Annotated in this window: 19 protein-coding genes; 9 read left to right on the top strand and 10 right to left on the bottom strand. The window is 67.0% G+C overall.

Features of this window, described 5'->3' with window-relative positions; translation table 11 throughout:
- Positions 1–199: 199 nt before the first annotated feature.
- A complete protein-coding gene (locus ACFWPH_RS13720; RefSeq protein ID WP_378750805.1) occupies positions 200–859 on the top strand; it encodes a YqgE/AlgH family protein in 660 nt (219 codons plus the stop codon).
- Between the two features lie 54 nt (positions 860–913).
- On the opposite strand, the gene ACFWPH_RS13715 is transcribed toward ACFWPH_RS13720, so the two are convergent.
- From ACFWPH_RS13715 to ACFWPH_RS13705, 3 genes are all read right to left on the bottom strand, one after another.
- On the bottom strand, positions 914–1,702 hold the full coding sequence (locus ACFWPH_RS13715) for an ABC transporter permease (protein WP_378750803.1): 789 nt from the start codon (positions 1,700–1,702) through the stop codon (positions 914–916).
- The gene (locus tag ACFWPH_RS13710) at positions 1,699–2,661 is read right to left on the bottom strand and encodes an ATP-binding cassette domain-containing protein (protein ID WP_378750801.1); all 963 of its coding nucleotides are present in this window, start codon (positions 2,659–2,661) and stop codon (positions 1,699–1,701) included. The genes ACFWPH_RS13715 and ACFWPH_RS13710 overlap by 4 nt, the downstream gene beginning before the upstream one ends.
- Positions 2,662–2,783: 122 nt before the next feature.
- The gene (locus ACFWPH_RS13705; protein ID WP_378750799.1) at positions 2,784–3,296 is read right to left on the bottom strand and encodes an EXLDI protein; all 513 of its coding nucleotides are present in this window, start codon (positions 3,294–3,296) and stop codon (positions 2,784–2,786) included.
- 327 nt (positions 3,297–3,623) lie between these two features.
- Here ACFWPH_RS13705 and ACFWPH_RS13700 point away from each other — a divergent pair, with 327 nt between their 5' ends.
- Together ACFWPH_RS13700 and ACFWPH_RS13695 are read left to right on the top strand one after the other, a co-directional pair.
- On the top strand, positions 3,624–4,376 hold the full coding sequence (locus ACFWPH_RS13700) for an SDR family oxidoreductase (protein WP_378750797.1): 753 nt from the start codon (positions 3,624–3,626) through the stop codon (positions 4,374–4,376).
- A 126-nt stretch (positions 4,377–4,502) separates the two neighbouring features.
- Complete coding sequence (locus ACFWPH_RS13695) at positions 4,503–5,354, top strand: glycoside hydrolase family 25 protein (protein WP_378750795.1); 852 nt, start codon at positions 4,503–4,505, stop codon at positions 5,352–5,354.
- 168 nt (positions 5,355–5,522) lie between these two features.
- Here ACFWPH_RS13695 and ACFWPH_RS13690 read toward each other — a convergent pair whose 3' ends face one another.
- A complete protein-coding gene (locus ACFWPH_RS13690; protein ID WP_378750793.1) occupies positions 5,523–5,921 on the bottom strand; it encodes a winged helix-turn-helix transcriptional regulator in 399 nt (132 codons plus the stop codon).
- A gap of 63 nt (positions 5,922–5,984) precedes the next feature.
- Between ACFWPH_RS13690 and ACFWPH_RS13685 the strand changes: the two genes are divergently transcribed.
- On the top strand, positions 5,985–6,824 hold the full coding sequence (locus ACFWPH_RS13685; RefSeq protein ID WP_378750791.1) for an NAD(P)H-binding protein: 840 nt from the start codon (positions 5,985–5,987) through the stop codon (positions 6,822–6,824).
- A gap of 75 nt (positions 6,825–6,899) precedes the next feature.
- On the opposite strand, the gene ACFWPH_RS13680 is transcribed toward ACFWPH_RS13685, so the two are convergent.
- Positions 6,900–8,942: a PhoX family protein gene (locus ACFWPH_RS13680; RefSeq protein ID WP_378750789.1), complete on the bottom strand. Its 2,043-nt coding sequence runs from the start codon at positions 8,940–8,942 to the stop codon at positions 6,900–6,902.
- A gap of 125 nt (positions 8,943–9,067) precedes the next feature.
- Complete coding sequence (gene leuS / locus ACFWPH_RS13675; RefSeq protein ID WP_378750787.1) at positions 9,068–11,959, bottom strand: leucine--tRNA ligase; 2,892 nt, start codon at positions 11,957–11,959, stop codon at positions 9,068–9,070.
- Positions 11,960–12,477: 518 nt separating this feature from the next.
- Here leuS and ACFWPH_RS13670 point away from each other — a divergent pair.
- Entirely contained in the window at positions 12,478–12,900 is a 423-nt protein-coding gene (locus ACFWPH_RS13670) for an SdpI family protein (RefSeq protein ID WP_378750785.1), read from the top strand.
- 4 nt (positions 12,901–12,904) lie between these two features.
- Here the strand turns inward: ACFWPH_RS13670 and ACFWPH_RS13665 are convergent, their stop codons facing one another.
- Complete coding sequence (locus tag ACFWPH_RS13665; protein ID WP_378750783.1) at positions 12,905–14,245, bottom strand: glycogen debranching protein; 1,341 nt, start codon at positions 14,243–14,245, stop codon at positions 12,905–12,907.
- Positions 14,246–14,943: 698 nt separating this feature from the next.
- On the opposite strand from ACFWPH_RS13665, the gene ACFWPH_RS13660 reads away from it, so the two are divergent.
- Both ACFWPH_RS13660 and ACFWPH_RS13655 read left to right on the top strand, forming a co-directional pair.
- Positions 14,944–15,645, top strand: a complete 702-nt coding sequence (locus ACFWPH_RS13660) for an SDR family oxidoreductase (protein WP_378750781.1) — start codon at positions 14,944–14,946, stop codon at positions 15,643–15,645.
- A gap of 252 nt (positions 15,646–15,897) precedes the next feature.
- The gene (locus ACFWPH_RS13655) at positions 15,898–16,548 is read left to right on the top strand and encodes an ammonium transporter (RefSeq protein WP_378750779.1); all 651 of its coding nucleotides are present in this window, start codon (positions 15,898–15,900) and stop codon (positions 16,546–16,548) included.
- Positions 16,549–16,706: 158 nt separating this feature from the next.
- Here ACFWPH_RS13655 and ACFWPH_RS13650 read toward each other — a convergent pair whose 3' ends face one another.
- Both ACFWPH_RS13650 and ACFWPH_RS13645 read right to left on the bottom strand, forming a co-directional pair.
- Positions 16,707–16,838, bottom strand: coding sequence for a hypothetical protein (locus tag ACFWPH_RS13650; RefSeq protein WP_378750777.1), 132 nt, complete (start codon positions 16,836–16,838; stop codon positions 16,707–16,709).
- 84 nt (positions 16,839–16,922) lie between these two features.
- On the bottom strand, positions 16,923–17,219 hold the full coding sequence (locus tag ACFWPH_RS13645) for a hypothetical protein (protein WP_280418295.1): 297 nt from the start codon (positions 17,217–17,219) through the stop codon (positions 16,923–16,925).
- A 449-nt stretch (positions 17,220–17,668) separates the two neighbouring features.
- Between ACFWPH_RS13645 and ACFWPH_RS13640 the strand changes: the two genes are divergently transcribed.
- Both ACFWPH_RS13640 and ACFWPH_RS13635 read left to right on the top strand, forming a co-directional pair.
- A complete protein-coding gene (locus tag ACFWPH_RS13640) occupies positions 17,669–18,301 on the top strand; it encodes an ammonium transporter (protein WP_378750775.1) in 633 nt (210 codons plus the stop codon).
- A 45-nt stretch (positions 18,302–18,346) separates the two neighbouring features.
- Positions 18,347–19,687 (top strand): IS630 family transposase, encoded by a 1,341-nt coding sequence (locus ACFWPH_RS13635; RefSeq protein WP_378750773.1) that lies wholly within the window; start codon positions 18,347–18,349, stop codon positions 19,685–19,687.
- 118 nt (positions 19,688–19,805) lie between these two features.
- Here ACFWPH_RS13635 and ACFWPH_RS13630 read toward each other — a convergent pair whose 3' ends face one another.
- A complete protein-coding gene (locus ACFWPH_RS13630; protein ID WP_378750771.1) occupies positions 19,806–20,600 on the bottom strand; it encodes an LLM class F420-dependent oxidoreductase in 795 nt (264 codons plus the stop codon).
- Positions 20,601–20,752 lie beyond the last annotated feature (152 nt).

The following is a 20,752-nucleotide window of genomic DNA, read 5'->3' as shown; positions in this document are numbered from 1 at the left end:
AAGGACGGGCGGCGGCAGCGCTGCGTAACCACGGATGGCTCTCGGCCCTGCTTCGGTGAGACGCTGCGGCGCAAGACCGGCCACGCCAGGCCGCAGGCGTATCTCCGGATGGCCCGGAACCGACGCCCATCCGAACACTGCGTGAAGCGAACGGGTGATCAGAGGGGCGCGATCGCGCAATAACTGCGATGATGGCCTGGTGGCGCAGGCAGATGACCCCGATGATCGCAAGACCCGGGGCGGCCGCGGTGGCGGGCACGAACCCGGCCCTGGTCGTCGCGGTAGCCGGCAGGACGAGCAGATGGTGCGGGCCGGCTCACTACTCGTTTCCTCGACCGATCTGGCCGAGCCGACGTTCCGCCGGACGGTCGTCTACATCATCGAGCACAACGACGCCGGAACCCTGGGTGTGGTGCTGAACCGGCCCAGCGAAACCGCCGTGCACGATGTGCTACCGCAGTGGAGCGAAGTCTGTGCACAGCCGCGCATGCTGTTCGTGGGTGGCCCGGTGAAACGCGATGCCGCACTGTGCCTGGCTACCGTCCGGGTGGGCGCGTCCATCGACGACGTCCCCGGCGTACGGCGTGTCGACGGCCGGGTTGTGCTGGTGGATCTGGATGCCGCTCCGGAGCGGATCGGGGCGCTGGTCGAGGGTGTCCGGATTTTCGCCGGGTACGCCGGCTGGACCTTCGGTCAGCTGGACAGCGAACTGGACAACGACGATTGGATCGTGGTGTCGGCGCTGCCCAGTGATCCGATCACCAGCCGCCGCACCGATATGTGGGCCGAGGTGCTGCGCCGGCAGCCGTTGCCGCTGTCGTTGCTGGCCACTCACCCGATCGAGGTCGAACGCAACTAGACGCCGAGATCCCCGCCGAGGGGACGGCGGGGATCGGAGGTGTCGGCAGCGGCCTCAGCGGCCCTGCCGCCGGAACACCGTGGTCGACCAGAGGAAGCCGCCGAGTCCGAGCACCAGGCACCACCCCAGCGAGATCAGCGCGTTGTTGCCGATCTCGGACCCCATCAGCAGGCCGCGCAGGGTCTCGGTGAACGGTGTGAACGGCTGGTAGTCGGCGAACCAGCGCATCACCGTCGGCATGGTGTCGGTCGGCACCAGGCCGGAGCCGAGGAACGGCAGCATCATGATCGGGAACGGCAGATTGCTGGCGCTCTCCGGGTTCGGCGCGATCAGGCCGAAGGCAACCGACAGCCAGGTCAGTGAGAACACCACGAGCAGCAGGAAACCGATCGCGAGGACCCATTCCACCGGGGTCGCCGACGGCCGGAAACCCATCAGCAGCGAAACCCCCAGCATGGCGGCGACGGCCAGGAAGGCCTGGATAAGCACACCCAGCACATGCCCGGTGAGCAGCGCGGACTGCGCGATAGCCATGGTCCGGAACCGGTTGACGATGCCCTTGGTGACATCACTGCACACCGAGACCGCCACCGACGCGGTCAGGTAGGCCGGCAGCATCAGCAGCATCCCGGGCACCAGATAGTCGATGTATTCACCGCCGAGGCCGGGTTCCAGGGCGCCACCGAAAACGTAGTTGAAAATGGCCAGCAGGACGATCGGCATCACCGTGACGGAGATGGTCATACTCGGATAGCGGCGCGCTTGCAGGAGGTTGCGGCGCAGCATGGTCCAGGAATCGGCCAGTGGGGCGGACGCGCGAGGCGCATGGGTCAGGGTGGTCATCGCACGGGTTCCTTGTCTGCGGTGGGGGTTCCGGTGAGGGTGAGGAAAACGTCGTCGAGGTTGGGCGTGTGCACGGACAGGCCTTCGGCGGGCAGTCCGTGGGAGTCGATCCGGTCGAGTACCGCTCGTAGTGAGCCGAGGCCGCCGTCGCCGGGGACGGCCAGGGTGAGTTCGTCGGTGAGCGGGCGCGCGACGGAGCCGAACACATCGGCGGCGGCCCGCAGCCCGGCGGCGTCGGCGAACTGCACCCGGATATGACCGCCCGGTACGAGCCGTTTCAGCTCCGCGGAAGTGCCCTCGGCGACGATCCGGCCCTGGTCGAGTACGGCGATCCGGTCGGCCAGCTGGTCGGCTTCCTCCAGGTACTGGGTGGTGAGGAAAACGGTCACGCCGTAGTCCTGGACGAGGCCGCCGATGATGTCCCACATGGTGCGCCGGCTGCGCGGATCGAGTCCGGTGGTGGGTTCGTCGAGGAAGATGATGCGCGGGTCGCCGACCAGGGTCATCGCCAGGTCGAGCCGGCGGGTCATACCGCCCGAGTAGGTCGAGGCGGGTTTGTCGCCGGCGTCGGTGAGTTCGAAACGGTCCAGTAGTTCCTCGGCGAGTTCCCGGGTGCGCCGCCGGGGCAGGTGGTGCAGGTCGCCCATCAGGTGCAGGTTCTCCCGGCCGGTCAGCAGTTCGTCGACGGCCGCGAACTGTCCCGTGACCCCGATGACCGAGCGCACGGCGTCGGGTTCGTCGGCCGGGTCGTATCCGCCGACGCGGATCTCGCCGGCGTCGGCGGCGATGAGGGTGCTCAGGATCTGCACCGTGGTGGTTTTCCCGGCACCGTTGGGGCCGAGTAGCGAGAAAATCGTCGCCTCGGGGACGGCGATATCGACGCCACCGAGCACGATCTTGTCCCCATAGGATTTCCGCAGGCCGGTGGCGCGGATTGCGGGACTGCGCCCGTTGTTCATGAGGTTTCCTTCCGTGAAATACATATTCGAATGCGAATAAGGGCATGTTTCATCGCCACCGCTCCCCAGGTCGCGGTATCGGGATTCAGCCGGTCAGCGGCGCGCGCCGCATCCGGAAAAGATCAGATATCGAGTTCTTCCACCTGGGGCCGATCGGCGATATCGGCGACCCGCCGGTACAGCTCGTCCGGAATCTTTCCCTTCAATTCCTCCAGCGTGCCGGTGACGGTGAGCTGATAATCGCCCCAGTCCTGTTCGATTCCGAGCATCCGCCGCCAGTTCTTCAGATCGCGCAACCAGTTCTGCGATTCCGGATAGTCCGACCATTTCGAATACTGCGCATGCAAGGCAAATTTGCCTTTCCTGCCCTGGAACACCCGCAAGTGCTCCATCCCTTCCTCGTTGACGTCCCGGTGTTCACCGAGCAACGAACCTTGGAATCGCACCTGCCGGACCCCGTTGTGCCCGACCCGAAGCACCACTTCGTCGAAGCCTTCGAGCCGGCCTTCTTCGAGCTCGATGAACCGCCGCAACGCGGTGACCACCGCGCCGGACAGGTTGCCGCCGACGAGCTCCTGCGCTCGCTGGAACAGGGGCAGATCGTCATCGGCAACGTAGATGGTCTTATTCGGCATGAGCCCACTATATGTAGAAGTATACGTATAGGCAAGAGGGTGGTCGCGATTCACCGGAAAACCCCTCGCCAGCAGGGGCGGCGCCGTCCTCTTCGGCCGCTGGCAGAGCTGTGGGACACGAGGCACCCGAGCAACCTCACCCGAGCCGGGTGATCCCCTACCGGGGTCTGCACCTGGTTTCCTTGGACCCGAATACGGTGACCGACAACCCGGCCACCGCGGCACGGCGGGACCGCTCCCGCCCCGTGCGCAGCACCGGACACCCAGAGCACCGACTTCCGTGAAATCCCCCGGCGCAACCGGGGCCATGCCGTGAAAGGCGGGACAATGAAACACGTAGTCGTAGGCGGTACCGGACGAATCGGCTCACAGGTGGTGCAGCAGCTGGCGGCGGCCGGCCACGAAGCCGTCCCCGCGGCGCCGTCCACCGGGGTCGACCTCATCACCGGGGAGGGTTTGGACGAGGTGCTCGCCGGCGCCGATGTGGTGACCAATGTGGCGAACTCGCCCACCTTCGGCGAGGCATCCCTGGATTTCTTTCGCACCTCGATGGACAACCTGCTCGCCGCGGGCGAACACGCCGGAGTGAAACACCAGGTCGTGCTGTCAATCGTCGGCGTGGACAAGGTGCCGCAACTGGACTACTACCGCGCCAAAACGCGGCAGGAACAGATGGTGAAGTGGGGTCCCACGCCGTACTCCATCCTCCGGGCCACCCAGTTCTTCGAATTCCTGGACTCGGTACTTTCCTGGACCGCCGACGGCAACACCGTCCGCCTGCCCGGCACCCGGCTACAGCCGATGGCGGCCGCCGATGTCGTCGACGCGGTGGTCGAAGTCGCCACCCGCGCCCCACTACAGGGGATCCGCGATATCGCCGGACCGGAGGTCTTCGCATTGGACGAACTCGGCCGGATCACCCTGGCCGCGCAGCACGACGACCGTCTCGTCGTCACCGACGAATCGGCCGGTATGTTCGCGGCCGTCCCCGATGATGTGCTCCTCGCGGGCCCGGACGCCCGCCTGGCCGGTACGCACTACCGGGACTGGCTCCGCGACCACGCCACGGCCGCCCCGTAGACCACGGACCGGGGAAGGCCGGCCCGAGCCGGGGCTCGCGACCGAGCGGTCCGCGACGATATCGGTGCCGATTCACGGCGCGGTCTTACCCGGTAGCCGCACTGCCGGTGCATAGGGTCGGTGTCCATGAAACCTGTCCGTTGGAGACCGACTGCACCGTTGCGCCGCCTCCTGCGGCGCGGACCCGGCGACCCGAACGACCACCGCACGCCGGCGGGTACCCACCACCGGGCCGGTGACCGAGTAGGACGGCGCCTGCTGCGGAAGGCCGCTGTGGGCGGGGTGCTGGTGTGCGCGACAGGGTTCGGCGCCTGCCCGGCCGCGACCGCCCAGCCGACCGGCCCCGACGTCTCGTCCTGGCAGCACGACAGCGGGCGACCCATCGACTGGTTCGCGGTCCGCGCCGCCGGTCACGGTTTCGCCATGGTCAAGGCCACCGAGGGCTTGCACTACGTCAACCCGTACTTCGTCCAGGACAGCCTGCATATGCGGGTCGCCGGGATGGCCCGCGGCACCTATCACTATGCGCATCCGGACCTCCCGCCGGAACCGCAGGCCGCGCTCTACGCCGCGGTCGTACTGGGCCAGAACGGCCCGCTGGATCTGCCACCGGTACTGGATATCGAGCACTCCGGCGGACTCCCACCCGCCGCATTGATCGACTGGACGCACCGCTATCTCAATACTGTCCAAGCGCTGACCGGCCGCGTCCCGATCATCTACACCTATCCGACCTTCTGGAAGACCGCGATGGCCGACAGCGATCAGTTCCACCGCTACCCGCTGTGGATCGCCGACTACCGTGACCGTCCGCAACCGGAGGTCCCCGGCCGCTGGCCGGCGTGGACGTTCTGGCAGCAGACCGATTCCGGCTCGATCCCCGGCATCCACGGCCCCACCGATGTGAACGTGTACAGCGGCGCCCAAGGGGATTTCAACCGGTTCGCCCGGATGGGCGGCCTCACCGGCAGCGGGTAGGAGTACACCTGTGTCGGAGCGAACTCACCGCACCGCCTGTCCGGACTTCTCCGCGACTGCTCTCGGCGTGCTTGCATGCCGCGGAACGCCCGGCCTGCGAATGGCTGCCGCAACTCGTCCGGCGGGCGACTGACTCGGCCCGCTGGTGCCCGCTCGAGCCGGTTGGGCTCACCCCTGTTGCCGGTCGTGTCGTTCCTGGGCGGCGACGACCTCCGCCGCATGCGCCCGGACCCAGTCGAGGAACTGTCCCAGTGATACGGCGAGGCCCTGACCCAGTTCCGTGAGTTCGTAGCTCACCCGCGGCGGCGTGGTGGGTTCTACGGTCCGCGCGACGAGGCCGTCGCGCACGAGGGTGCGCAGGGTCTGCGAAAGCATCTTCTCGCTGATTCCGCCGATCATTGCGGACAGCGCGGAGAAACGTAGCGGCCCGGAACCGAGCGCGGCCAGGATCAGCACGCCCCAGCGGCTCGTGATGTGGTCGAGCACCTCACGAGCCGGGCAATCACTGTTGAATGCGTCACTCAGCTCCCCGCCGACGAGGGTGGTTGCCTGGGAACGTACCGCCATGAAAGCACCTTACCTGTAGGTATGTCCTTTCTGCTAGTTAGCGAGTTACCTAGGCTCCCGGCCATGGTCACAGTGGTTTTCGGAGCCCGGGGTAATGTCGCCCGCCACGTCGCGGCGGGATTGGTTGCGCGGGGTGAGCAGGTGCGTCCGACGAGCAGAACTCCCTATGCGGCGAACCCTTTTCCGGGCGCGGAGATGGTCGCGGCCGATCTCGAGCGTCCCGAAACGTTATCCGCCGCACTCGACGGCGCAGACCGCGTTTTCCTCTACGCCAAACCGGCCGGGATCGACGGATTCGTCGCGGCGGCCCGGTCCGCAGGCGTGCGACAAGTCGTCCTGCTGTCATCCGGGGCAGTTCTGGGCGACACGTCGGAACACAACCCGATCGGCCGCACGCACAGTGCGGTCGAGTCCGCCATAGTGGAATCCGGTCTCGAATGGACCTTTCTCCGGCCCGGTATGTTCGCCACCAATGCCCTCTGGTGGTGGCAACATTCAATCCGTACCCAGGGCCTCGCCTACGCAACTGATCCTGAATCCCGGACCGCGCCCATACACGAAAAGGACCTGGCGGCCCTGGCGGTCACGGCGCTCACCGAGCCGGGGCACCACGGGCAGGCCTACCCGGTATGGGGCGTCGAGGCACTGACACTGCGACAGCAAGTGCGCCGGATCGCCGAAGCCATCGATCGCGAAATAGCCTTCGAGGTGGTATCCGTCGACGAGGCCCGCGCCAGATTGAGCGAGACCATGCCGGCCTACGGAATCGAACCCGTGCTGGCCGGTTGGGCGGCCGGCGCCGCTCACCCGCCGAACGTCTCGTCGATCGTCGAAGAGGTGACCGGGCGACCCGGGCAGCCCTTCGCGCAATGGGCGAAAGACCACGCGAACGACTTCCGCTGAGCAACCCCGGCGGCCGTTCCGGGCGGGACCCGGCCGGGCCCACTCGGCCCGGCCGGATCCGCTGCGGCACAACGGTTACTCGACGCCGATCCGACCGCCGCCGGACTTCCACACCGCCACCACGGACGGTCGCGGCTGCGAGGTTCCGCCGTCGGGCCAATGCGAAGCCGGGGTCTCCACCGAGGCGTCATCGGTTTCGCCGGGATGCTGGACACATACGATGACCCGCTCTTCGGTGATCACCGGACCGCAGGTCTCACCGCCTACGGGGACCGACAGGAACTGTTTGGTCTCGCCGCGGCTGTCGCCGTCGAGGACCACCGCGAACAGTCCGTCGTTGGCGTCGAGGGCGTTGCCGTCGGTGCTGATCCAGAGGTTGCCGTACGGGTCGAAGGCGAGGTTGTCCGGGCAGGAGATGGGGCTGACCTTCGACTTGTCGTAGCCGGCGAAATAGGTGTCGGCGGCCGCCGGGTCACCGCAGACCAGCAGCAGCGACCAGGTGAATTCGGTGCCCGCGTGATCGTCCGTGAGCTCGAGGACCTGGCCGTTCTTGTTCTCGTTGCGCGGGTTGGCCTCGTCGGCGGCGGCCTCGCCGTCGGTGCCGCGTTTGCTGTTGTTGGTCAGCGCCACATAGACCTTGCCGGTTTTCGGGTTGGCCTCGAAGTCCTCGGGGCGGTCCATCTTGGTGGCGCCCACCTTGTCACCGGCGAGGCGGGTGAACACCGCGACCTCTTCGGCGGTCATCCCGTCCACCAGCGATTCCCCGCGGCCGTCTTCCCCGGTGCGCAGGATCGGGATCCACTGGCCTTTTCCGGTGAAGCCCTGGTTTGAGGGGACGGTGCCCGAACCGTCGATCCGGTCGGGGTGATCGCCGGTGAGTTTCGCGACGTAGAGGGTGCCGGCATCCAAGATGGTGCGGTTGTGGCGACGGCTCGCGGCACCGGTGCCGGGTTCGATCTTGCGGGTGGAGACGAATTTGTACATGTAGTCGAAGCGTTCGTCGTCACCGCTGTAGGCGACCACGGTGCCGTCGGCAGTGACGTGGATATTCGCGGCCTCGTGCTTGAACCGGCCCAGCGCGGTGTGCTTCACCGGCGTGGACTGCGGGTCCCACGGATCCACCTCGACCACCCAGCCGAAACGGTTGGCCTCGTTGGGTTCGGCGGCGATATCGAAACGTTTGTCGAACTTCTCCCAGAAGTGCGGGGAATCGGATTCGCCGATGCCGTAGCGGTCCAGCCGTTCGGCGGTCACCGGATCCGCGGCCTTGCCGATGAAGTACGCGTTGAAGTTCTCTTCCCCGGAAAGCACGGTGCCCCAGGGGGTCACACCGCCGGAGCAGTTGTTGATCGTGCCCAGCACCTTGGTGCCGGTGGGGTCGGCGGTGGTTTTCAGCAGCGCGCTGCCGGCGGCGGGGCCGGTCAGCTCGAACTCCGTTGTCGCGGTGATGCGCCGGTTGTATTTGCCGAAAACCGGTTTCAGCTGCCCGGTTCCGGGCTCGCCGTGCACCTCGACCACCGATAGGCCGTGCGCGGCCATGGCGATCTCCACCTGCTCCCTGCTGATGGCCTCGGGCTTGTACCCGGGGAACATGAACACCTCGGTGGAGTATTCGTGATTCACCACCAGCAGGTATTTGCCGGGCTCTCCTTCGATCGGCAGCAGCCCCGCAAAATCGTTGTTGTAACCGAACTGCCTGGCCTGGGCGGCGGGAGTCTGGCCGTAGAAATCGAATTCGGGCGCATCCTCGAACAGCGGGTCACCCCAGCGGATGACCACGCCCTGCTCGTAGCCGTCCGGGATGACGACCGCATCCTCGGTGTTGGGCGCGACCGGCGCGAACCCGGTCCCCATACCCTGCCCGCTCTCGGCGCTACCGGCCCCGGCATCGTCACCGCAGGCCGCGAGGGTACCGGCGGCGCCGATCGCGACCACCGCGGCCGCGCCGCCCTGCAGCACCCGGCGCCGGGAGATTCCCGCCACGATATCCCCGAAGTAGGTGTTCGACGAGGTATTGGGCACCTCGTGGAAGCAGGCGTTACCGCATTTGTACTGGCAGGTCACGCGCGACCGGGAGCCGGCCGGCTGGTGTGCGACGAAGAGCGCAAGAGGTTTCACAGTGGACTCCTGTTCCGGGCTGAACGCACGCACGCTAGCCGACGCAGGCAAGTCCGAGGAGTCTCGCAGATTAACTACCGGCCAACACGGTAACCCGGGTGTTGCCGGGCCACCGTGTCGGCCGATCAGGCGACGATATTGACCAGCCGGCCCGGCACCACGATCAGTTTGCGCGGCGCTTTCCCGCCCAGCAGCGCGGCGATCTTCTCGTCGGCCAGCGCGGCCGCCTCGATCGCGGCCTGATCGGCCTCCGGATCCACCTGGATACGGCTGCGGACCTTCCCGTTCACCTGGATCGGGTACTCCACGGTTTCTGCCGTCAGCAATGCCGGATCGGCCACTGGGAACGGGCCGTGCGCCAGTGAACCGGTGTGGCCCAGTCGTTCCCACAGTTCTTCCGTCATATGCGGGGCCAGCGGCGCCAGCATCAGCACCACCGGTTCCACGGCCGAACGGGGCGCGCCCTTCGCGTAGGCCTTGGTCAGGTGGTTGGTCAGCTCGATCAGTTTGGCGCCGGCGGTGTTGTCGCGCATGGCCGCCAGATCCTCGTCGACCCCGGCGATGGTCCGGTGCAGCAACCGCAGCGTCTCATCGGACGGATTGTCCTCGGTGACCCGGGTCGCGCCGGTCTCCTCGTCCACCACCAGCCGCCACACCCGCTGCAGGAAGCGGTGCGCGCCGATGACGTCCTTGGTGGCCCACGGCCGGGATGTATCCAGCGGGCCCATCGACATCTCGTAGAACCGGAACGTATCCGCCCCGTACAGTTCACAGATCTCGTCCGGGGAGATGGCGTTCTTGAGCGATTTGCCGATCTTGCCGTACTCCTGGTTCACCACGATCTCGGTGCCGGCGGCGTCGGTCCAGTAGAACGTGCCATCGCGTTCGACGACCTCGGCCGCCGGAACATAGGCGCCGCGTGCGTCGGTGTAGGCGAAAGCTTGGATATAGCCCTGGTTGAACAGGCGCCGGTACGGTTCGCTACTGCTCACCTCCCCCAGATCGAACAGCACCTTCTGCCAGAACCGGGCGTACAGCAGGTGCAGGACGGCGTGCTCCACACCGCCGACATACAGATCTACGCCACCAGGATCGTCCGCGCCGTGCTCGGCCGGGCGCGGGCCCAGCCAGTAGTTCTCGTTCTCCTTCGCACAGAACGCCGCGGAATTGGTGGGATCGGCGTAACGCAGCTGGTACCAGGAACTACCTGCCCAGTTGGGCATGACATTGGTATCGCGGCGGTAGGTGCGCGGTCCGTCACCCAGATCCAGTTCCACCGCCACCCAGTCGGTGGCTTTGGCCAGCGGCGGAGAAGGTTCGGAATTCATATCGTCCGGGTCGAAGGTAACCGGGGCGAAATCGTCCAGTTCGGGCAACCGCACCGGCAGCATCGATTCCGGCAGGGCGTGCGGGGCACCGGATTCGTCGTAGACGATCGGGAACGGTTCACCCCAGTACCGCTGCCGCGCGAACAGCCAGTCCCGCAGCTTGTACTGCACCGTGCCGGCGCCGCGGCCGTCGGCTTCCAGCCGGGCGATCACGGCGGCCTCGGCGTCGGCGATGGACAGCCCGTTCAGATAGTCGGAGTTGATCGCCGGGCCGTCACCGGCGTAGGCCTCCCCGTCGAAATCTTGCGGCGGCTCCACGGTCCGGATGATCGGCAGGCCGAACGCGGTCGCGAAATCCCAGTCGCGCTGATCCTGCCCCGGCACGGCCATGATCGCCCCGGTCCCGTACCCGCTCAGCACATAGTCGGCGATGAAGACCGGCACCTGCGCGCCGTTCACCGGGTTGGTGGCGAAGGCCCCCAGGAAGACGCCGGTCTTCTCCTTGTTCTCCTGCCGCTCCAGATCCGATTTCGCCGCGATGGCCTTACGGTAGGCCGCGACGGCATCGGCCGGGGTCGCGCTGCCGCCGGTCCAGCGGGCATCGGTATCGGCCGGCCAGGCGGCCGCGGTCAGCGCATCGACCATCTCGTGTTCCGGGGCCAGCACCATGTAGGTGGCGCCGAACAGGGTGTCGGGACGAGTGGTGTACACCTCCACATCGCCTGCCGCCGTGGCGAACTCGACCCGGGCGCCACGCGAACGCCCGATCCAGTTGCGCTGCATGGCCTTGACGTTCTCCGGCCAATCCACATGGTCCAGATCGTCGATCAGCCGGTCGGAGTAGGCGGTGATCCGCATCATCCACTGCCACAGCTGCTTCCGGAAGACCGGGAAGTTGCCACGTTCGCTGCGGCCGTCCGCGGTGACCTCCTCGTTCGACAGCACGGTCCCCAGGCCGGGGCACCAGTTGACCATCGAATCGGTCTGGTACACCAGCCGATACGAGTCGATCAGCGCCCGCCGCTCGGCGGCGGACATACCCGTCCATTCCTTACCGCCGGGCGCCGGGCGGGCACCCGAAGCGAACTGCCGCTCCAGCTCCTCGATCGGCCGGGCCCGGCCGGCCTCCTGGTCATACCAGGCGTTGTAGATCCGCAGGAAGATCCACTGCGTCCACTTGTAGTACTCCGGGTCGGTGGTGGCGAAGGACCGCCGCCGATCGTGCCCCAGGCCCAGCCGGTCGAGCTGCCGCTGCATGGTCGCGATATTGGCCTCGGTGGTGTCGCGCGGATGCGCACCGGTCTGCACGGCGTACTGCTCGGCGGGCAGGCCGAACGCGTCGTAGCCCAGCGCGTGCAGCACATTGCGCCCGTGCATCCGGTGGTACCGCGCGAACACATCGGTGGCGATATAACCCAGCGGATGCCCCACGTGCAGCCCCGCCCCCGACGGGTACGGGAACATGTCCTGCACGAACAGCTTGTCCGCCGGCACCTCCCCCGCCAGCGGACCCACCGGGTTCGGCGCATGGAACGTGCCGCGCTCGTTCCAGCGCTCCTGCCACCGGCGTTCGATCTCCCCGGCGAGCGCAGCGGTGTACCGATGGGCGGGCGTATCGTCACCCCGGACCGGGGTGCCGTTGTCTACCGAGCTCCGCCCGGCCGTCTCGGTTGCGCGGGAGTCCTGCACGGTCCTGCCTTCTCTAGCTGCTCATGGGGAGAAATCCGTCGTCGACAGCCTAAGACTTGCCCCCTGTGTCTATGGCGCCGCCTCCGGCGTCGCGGGGTCGGGGCCCTGTTGGCCCGGTTCTTCACTCCCGCCGGTCGGTCGCTGCGCTCCCTCCCTCTGGTCGCTCCAGAACCGGGCGGGCCCCGACCATAAATGCCGGCCATCTGACGTGGATTGGACTAGAGATCCGTGCGTAGCCGCCGTGGCGAGTGCAGCCCTGCACCAGGTGGCCCTGGTTCGGCCCGCCGAAAACCGCCGGCCACCGGCGGCGGCGAAGCAAGCTCGCATCCTCAGCCTTACGAGTAAGCCCTCTCAACGGAATATTCACGACCGGTTCGGCGCGGCACTTGCCGGCATAACGCCGGACCGATCTCGGCAGCACGGCCGAGCCCTTGCACCAAGGTGTGACCTGGGTCTACTCCCTGCAAGTGCCCCGGCCGAGCCGCGGACCGCCGAACCCCCTGCGGTATTCTCGGCTGGTGCTTGTCGTCGCGATTCTGCTGTTCGTCCTGGCCCTCGTTGCCCTGACGACGGGCGTGCTCGGCTTCTTCGGCCGCCTGCCCGGCAACCGCTACATCGGTGTGCACACCGAAGCCGCGTTGCGCGACGAGACCGCGTTCCGCACCGCGAACCGGATCGCCGCACCCACCTCGGTGGTTTCCGGCGCGCTACTCGCCGCGGGCGGGCTGGTGGTGCTGGCCGCGACAACGCTCACCGGCATCATCGTGACCGTGGGCGTACTGGTCATCGCGCTGTTCACCCTCGGCGCGGGCGCCAATGCGGGCGCGCGGGCCGCCGAGGCCATCGCCCCGCCGCCGGAGACCGGCGGCTGCGGCGGATCCTGCGGGGGATGTTCGCTGAAGAGCACCTGCGAACCCGCCGCCAGCTCGCAGCCGGCCTGATCGGTCAGCCCAGCCAGTCCAGCACGCTGGCCGCCGTCCACGACTGCTGCATACTGCCCAGCGGTTCCCCGGTGAACGGTTCGTAATACTCCGCGAAGCTGCCGTCGCTGGCCTGGCGCAACGCTTCGGCGCGCAGCAAGAAGGAACGCTCCGCCCAGCCGCGATGAGCGAAAACCCAGGAGAACAGCCAGCTCATCACCGGCCACACCGGGCCACGCCAGTACTCCCGGGGGCGGAAATCCTTCGATACCGGCGAAGTGGAGGGCGGGAGCGCATACCGCAGGTCGGGGTGGCCGCAGAACCGCGGGCCCTCGAAGATCCGCAGCAGGCTGCGCTCGGTGGCCCGCGGCAACCCGCCACTGATGAGGGGCGCGAACATCGCCAGGGTTTCGGTGGTGATCCAGCGACCCAGCCGGGTGTCGTAATCGCGGGCGGCGCCGGTGCGGGCGTCGGTGGTGGCGATCACGCCGGCGCGGAACCGGTCGGCCCACGCGAAAAGTTCCCGGGTATCGGCCTTCGGCTGGTGGTATTCCTCGCCGATCTGCCCCAGCACCTCGCAGGCCATAGCGAAAATCGCGGTGACGAACACATCCTCCACGGCGAAATGCATCACCGAACTCAGTTCGGCGTCGTCGTAGCGGGCGCGCCGCATCTGCTCCACCAGCCACAGGTACCGGTCGTATTCGCGGTCGCTGGGGCGCTGGGTGGGGTCATCGATGACGAGCACATCCTCACGCCGATACGGCGGCAGATCCGCGCCGGGCAGAACATTGCCGTAAGCCCGGTCCCAGCGCGGCGAATTGTCCATCCCCGACTCCCAGCCGTGATACAGGGTGATCCGGCCGTTGCCGAGCGGGTCGCGGGCATGCGCCAGCCAGCGATGCCAGCGCACCAGATCGGACCAGCGGCGATTCAAGAACTCCTCGGCCACGGCACGCGTGCTGCGCCCGTGCCGGCGCGAATGGTCCAGGATCCGCTGCACCGCGATGGCATGCACCGGCGGCTGGGTGATCCCGGAGGTATCCGGACCGTCGGGCGCCTGCACCGCCAGCAACCGGCATTCCCAGCGGGCCGGTCCCGGGAAATAACCGTCCACACCGTTGGCGAACACGATGTGCGGGATCATCCCGTTCTTCCATTGCGCGGAAAGCAGCGTATCGAGTTCCATCACCGCACGTTCCACGCTCAACGGCGCCAGACCCACCGCGACGAAGGCCGCGTCCCAGCTCCACATATGCGGATACAGTCGCGGGGCGGCGCTGGTCATGGTGCCCAAATCGTTGCCACGCAGCAGGTATGCCGCACGGGCGGCGAGCTGGGTGGGGGTGAAGCCGGGGTGTGCCATCTCTATATCTTGCTCGCTGTCTCCTGGGCGCCTTCGGTGCCGCGAGGTCCGAGGGGGCGCAGATCGGGGCATGCCTGGAGCAGTTGCTCGCCGGTGATTCTGCTGTGTCGGGGCTCTGCTGCGTCGAGGCTCCGCTGTCTCGGGGCCCTGCTGTCTCGGGGCTCCGCTGTGTCGAGGCTCCGCTGTCTCGGGCTCTGCTGCGTCGGGGCTCTGCTGCGTCGAGGCCCTGCTGTCTCGGGGCTCTGCTGTGTCGAGGCCCTGCTGCGTCGAGGCCCTGCTGTCTCGGGGCCCTGCTGCGTCGAGGCCCTGCTGCGTCGAGGCCCTGCTGTCTCGGGGCCCTGCTGTCTCGGGGCCCTGCTGTCTCGGGGCTCCGCTGTCTCGGGGGTGGACCGTCCGTGAATGGGCGGGCTGTGATTTTGGAGGCGCTCCGCGCCTCGAGGGTGGGGCCCTTATAGGCCCGGTTCTTCACTCCTCCGCTCCTCCGCTTCGCTCCCCCGCTCCGTCGCTCCAGAACCGGGCGGGCCCCACCCGGGTTGTTGGTGGGGGGTTGGCTGGGGGTTTCTGGGGGCGGTGGAGGTCGGGGCTGGTCATAGTTGTTTTACTCGGGCGGGGTTTCACCAGGATGTTGGCTCTGTTAATCCGCGCGGCGGGGAGGGGGCCTGGGCCCGCGCAGATCTGTGCGGCAATAGAATTCTGCTGTGCAACGTGGAGCTGAAGGGACCGGCCGGGAGCAGGCCGTGGCATTGGTCACCGGGGCGGGGCGCGGGCTGGGGGCGGCGATTGCGCGGGAGCTGGCGCCCGACCACGCGCTGCTGCTGGGGGCACGGACCGCCGCGAGCCTGGAACCGATCCTGACCGAGCTGCCCGGCGCGACGGGCTGGCCGGTCGAACTCACCGACTATTCCGCCGTGGCTGCCGCGGCGGCGCCGATCGAGCGGCTCGATGTTCTCGTGCACAACGCCGGTATCGCCGACCTGGGCACTATCGCCGACTCCTCGGTACGCCAGTGGCGCGAAACGCTCGAAGCCAACCTGATCGCGGTGGTGGAGCTGACCAGGCTGCTGCTCCCCGCCCTGCGCGCGGCGCGCGGTCACGTGGTGCTGATCAATTCGGGGGCCGGGCTGCGCGCGAACGCCGGATGGTCCGCGTATGCGGCCGGCAAGTTCGGTCTACGGGCGTTCGGGGACGCGCTGCGGCTCGAGGAGCCGTCGATCCGGGTGACCTCCGTCCATCCCGGGCGGATCGATACCGATATGCAGCGCGAGATCGTGGCCGGGGAGGGCCGGGCCTACGATCCCGCCCAGTTCCTGCGTCCGGAGACGGTCGCCCGTGCGGTCCGAACCGCGATCGACACCCCCCGCGACGGCCATCCCACCGAGATCGTTCTACGCCCACGCTGATCCACCCGCACCGATTCGCAACGGATAGCTGGACATTCACCGACCCGCCGATATACAGTGCGGCCCATTACACCTGGCACGGCGGAATTTCGACGAAATCCCCGCCCTCCGGAAGCTCTCCCAGGCGTAGTGTCCCGAATGTTCGATTTCGCCGGTGAGCAGGTAATTCGCCCCGGTGTGTTCGGACAGCGTGCTCGTACCGGCTGTAAACCATCCTTTGCGACGAAGTGATCAGATCGGACGTGTGAACTCATGAGGATCCGCAAGTTTGCCGCGGCCGTCGTGCCGCTGATAGCCACCGCGACCTTCGGCGCGGCAACCGCATACGCGGCGCCCGCCACCACACCGGATATCGGTTACCGCACCGAACTCGCCGGCAGAACCGTTGTCACCACTCTCACCCACGGCACCTTCGAACTGGACGGCGAAAACGTCGATATCGTCGACGAATCGGGTGCCACAGTGGTCACCTTGCCGCTGGCTGTACGCGAGGGCACCACCGAATTCCCGCTGCCACACGAGATCCGGGAAGAGGGCCGGGTCCTGGAGCTCACCGCGGTGAAGGATCCCGCGTCAGCGCGACCTGCCACCGAATTCGTGGCCTCACCTCAGGAGAATCTGGCGGCGCAGAACAATTTCGCGTCGCAGTTCGGGATCGCCACCGCCATCGGCGGATTCGTCGGTACCGCGATCGGCGCGCTCGTGGGTCTCACCGGCATCGTCACCGGACCGGGCGTTGTCGCCAGCGTTATCGCCGGCGCCACCATCGGGGGCATCATCGGCACGATCGCCGTCGGTGGCCCCACCTTGGTCATCGCGGCAGTGGAGCTGGTCAATACCCTCAATGCGCCACCGGGCACTACACAGTGGGCACCGAAGAAACAGGCGGCTCCGCAGAACTGACACCCCGGGGATCGACCGCGGGACGCACTACCGTATTCATCGGGACCCACCGTTGCGGCAGGTCCCGATGAATACAACCAAATCCTGATATGCCGGGAACAGTTGTCCGCGCAGGCAATTCCGTCGTTACCGGCCGCCGACACGAGACGGTCGGGGCGTTACCGGGACCGGAATGCCGTGACCGTGACGCCGGTGCGGCCGCGACCGGCGCCGCGCAGCGTGCACGGGCCCACGACAGCGATCGTGGTGACCGGTTCCGGAGGCCCGGTGGCGTGCGGCCGGGCCGTCATCGGCGGCACGCTCACGCCGGTCGCAGGGCCGTGCGCCTATCACCCAGTGGCCGGACCGAGGATCTGCGCGCGGATTCGCGGGGGTCAGTGTTCGTCGTAGTGGCCGTCGTGCGGGGCGTGGCGGTGGCCGTCGTGGATGTAGTCGACATGGTCGCCGTGCGGGACGGCCACATGGCCGCAGCCCTCACCGTGCACATGGTCGTGGCCACCGTGTTCGGTATGCGCCGCGGGCTCGCATTCGTCGTAGTGGCCGGCATGCTCGCGGTGCAGATGGCCGTCGTGGACGTAGTCCACGTGGTCGCCGTGCGGTACCGCGACATGGCCGCAGTCCGGTCCGTGTTCGTGCTCGTGTTCGGTGTGCTGAGCATGTGCCGTTGTCATGAGCGTTCCTTCTTTCCTCGAAACGGTCAGCTGGAACTACGCACACAGTTACATTATCAAGTGCGCATCAGTGCAGATAGCCACATGTTCGCCGATCTTGCGACCCCGATCGCGCGCGACACGCATACGGATCTGGATTTCGGGCGGTAGTGGCCCGTTTTCGGAGTGCGATACGGAGACCGCGACGCCGGCACGGCCGGTGCTGCACCGAGGCCCGGTCAACTCGATCCCGAAGGCACTACTGGGTAGCCGATTCATCCCATCTTTAAACTTTTTCGGAGAGAATTCCCCTAAATTATGTCGCACTTGCGCCCTCGGCAGCGTAGTGTCTCAAATGTTCGAAACCGCCGGGACTCAGCCGTTTCGGTCCGGCGGAACTCGGTCGGCGCGGTAGTCCCGACGGTCAACCACCCTTGGCGATACCGTGATCAGATCGGACATGTGAACCAATGAGGATCCGCAAGATTGCCGCGGCCGTAGTGCCGCTCATAGCCACCGCTACCTTCGGTGCGGCGACCGCATACGCGGCGCCGGCCGCCGCGCCCGATATCGGTTACCGCACCGAACTGGTCGGCAAAACCGTTGTCACCACCCTCACCCACGGCACCTTCGAGGTAGCCGGGGAAACGGTCGATATCGTCGACGAATCCGGCGCCACCGTGGTCACCCTGCCGCTGGCGGTCCGTGAGGGCGGCACCGAGTACCCGCTGCCGCACGCGGTCCGCGAGGAGGGCCGGGTCCTGGAGCTCACCGCGGTGAAGGACCCGGCGGCAGCGCGGCCGGCCGCCGAACTGGTGGCTTCCCCGCAGGAGAACCTCGCGGCCCAGGACAATCTCACCTCCCAGATCGGCCTGGCTTCCGCCATCGGCGGGCTCGTCGGGACGGTTGTCGGCGCAGTTGCCGGCCTGCTCATCACCGCAGGAACCGGTGTTGGAATACCCGCCGGAATCGTGACCGGCGCGGCCCTCGGCGGTGTGATCGGCACGATCGTCGTCGGCGGCCCCACCCTGATCATCGCCGCGGTGGACATGATCAATACCTTCACCGCACCGCCGGGCACCACCCGCTGGGCGGACAAGTAGTATGTCGCGCCTGAAATTGGGCCGGTAAGTATGTAGCCTGTTTTTGTGTCGCATCGTGGGCCTTCTGCTGTCGAGATTGTGCTGTCGGATGTCGAGCGCGCCGAGCTTGTGCGTAGGGCAGTGTCACTGGATCGGCGCGAGGCCGAACGAGCCCGGATCGTGCTGGCCTGCGCTCATGGCCTATCGAACGCTGGTGTCGCGCGGGATCTGGGTCTGGCTGTGGGAACGGTGGCGAAATGGCGACGCAAGTTTGCCGCCGAGGGGTTCGCCGGCCTGCATGATCGCGGTCGTGAGGGGCGACCGAAGGCGGAGCTGGTGTTGAGCGATACCGAACGCGCGCAACTGGTTTCGTGGGCGAGGCGGGCCAAGACGGCTCAATATCTGGCGATGCGGGCGAAGATCGTGCTGGCCTGCGCTGAGGGAGCGACGAACAAACAGGTCGCCACCGACCTCGGTGTGGACGAGTCGAGCGTGATCCGGTGGCGGGGCCGGTTCGTCGCGGACCGGCTCGACGGCCTGGGTGACGAGCCGCGGCCGGGCCGGCCACCCTCGATCCTGCTCGACCAGGTCGAAGACGTGGTCGTCGCGACGCTGGAAACGCTGCCCGGCAAAGACACTCACTGGTCGCGGACGTCGATGGCCGAACGCACCGGGCTGTCGAAATCGACTATCGGCCGGATTTGGAAGAGATTCGATCTCAAACCGCACCTGCAGGATTCGTTCAAACTCTCCACCGACCCGCTGTTCGTGGAGAAAGTGGTCGATGTCGTTGGCCTGTACCACAATCCGCCCGAGAAGGCGATAGTGCTGTGCGTCGACGAGAAGAGCCAGATCCAGGCCCTCGACCGCTCGCAGCCGGTGCTACCGATGACGATGGGCACCCCCGAACGCCGCACCCACGACTACCTGCGCCACGGAATCACCAGCCTGTTCGCCGCATTCAACATCGCCGACGGCACTGTCATCAGCGAACTCCACCGCCGCCACCGCGCCGCCGAGTTCAAGAAATTCCTGATCACCATCGACAAGACCGTGCCCCGCGACCTGGAGGTTCATCTGGTCTGCGACAACTACGCCACCCACAACACCGCCGAAATCAAGACCTGGCTGGCACGGCATCCCCGCTTCCACATCCACTTCACCCCGACCGGATCGAGCTGGATGAACCAGGTCGAACGCTGGTTCGGCCTGCTCACCGACAAACTCATCCGCCGCGGCGTCCACACCTCCGTCAAGGCCCTCGAAGACGACATCACCGACTGGATCCAGACCTGGAACGACAACCCCCACCCCTTCCGCTGGACCAAGACCGCCGACGAGATCCTCCAATCCCTTGCCGACTACCTCGCCAAAATCAACCCGTCGAACCCAGAAACAAAACAATAACTTACCGGCCCAATTTCAGGCGCGACATAGTAGGGAGCCGTCCGGTAAGGACCCGCGGAATGCGGTACGGCCATGCCCTGAACAGTTCAGGGCATGGCCGTATCGCGTAACAGCCCCGTCAGGCGATACCGCTGACCGGCTCCGGGTTGATCTGGTCCCGCCAGGCGACCGCCTCCCGGACCTGGGTCAGGTCGTAATCCGGCCCGTTGATCCCCACGGTGAACAGCGTGGCCCCCGCGGCGTGGTAAGCGGGTGCTGCTTCGACACCCGGCCAGGCCACCGACCGCTCGATTTTCGCCGGTTCCGTACCCACCCGGGAGCAGTGCTCCGCGAGGACCTGGCTCTTGTGGGTGAACACATCCAGTTCACCGAAGCTGTGCCAGATATGGGCGTACTCGGCGACCAGCCGCAGCGTTTTCTTCTCCCCGCCGCCGCCGATGAGGATCGGGATCTCACGGACCGGCTGCGGATTCAGTTTTCCCAGCCGCCCGGTGATCCGGGGCAAATATTCCTTGAGCAAGTCCAGGCGGCTGCCCGCGGTGCCGAAGTCGTAGCCGTATTCGTCGTAGTCGCGCTCGAACCAGCCCGAACCGATCCCCAGGATGAGCCGGCCGCCACTGATCTGATCGACGGTGCGGGCCATATCGGCGAGCAGATCGGGATTGCGGTAGCCGCCGCCGGTGACCAGCGCACCGATCTCGACCCGTTCGGTCTGCTCGGCGAACGCGCCGAGCATGGTCCAGCATTCGAAGTGGGCGCCGTCGGGGTCGCCGTAGAGGGGATAGAAGTGGTCCCAGTTGAACACGATATCCACGCCGGCGTCCTCGGCCCGCAACACCGCGTCGCGAATGAGTCCGTAATCGGGGGCGTGCTGGGGTTGGAGTTGAATTCCGATCCGAACCGGTCGGCTCATCTGCATGACTCCTCGTTGTCGGGTTGATCTCCCGATCCGAGGCTACCGGCGGGGCACCTAGAGCCTGTTTCATAAGCGCCCGAGTTGTGGGGCGGAACCCGTTGTCCGGGTGGAGAAGTTGGTGATGTGGCGAGGTCTCCGGTAACTGGTTG

The sequence above is a fragment of the Nocardia sp. NPDC058499 genome, assembly GCF_042719915.1.
Taxonomy (GTDB): Bacteria; Actinomycetota; Actinomycetes; order Mycobacteriales; family Mycobacteriaceae; genus Nocardia.
Note: the sequence above shows the minus strand (reverse complement) of the source record. Positions and strands in the feature narration are given on the sequence as shown.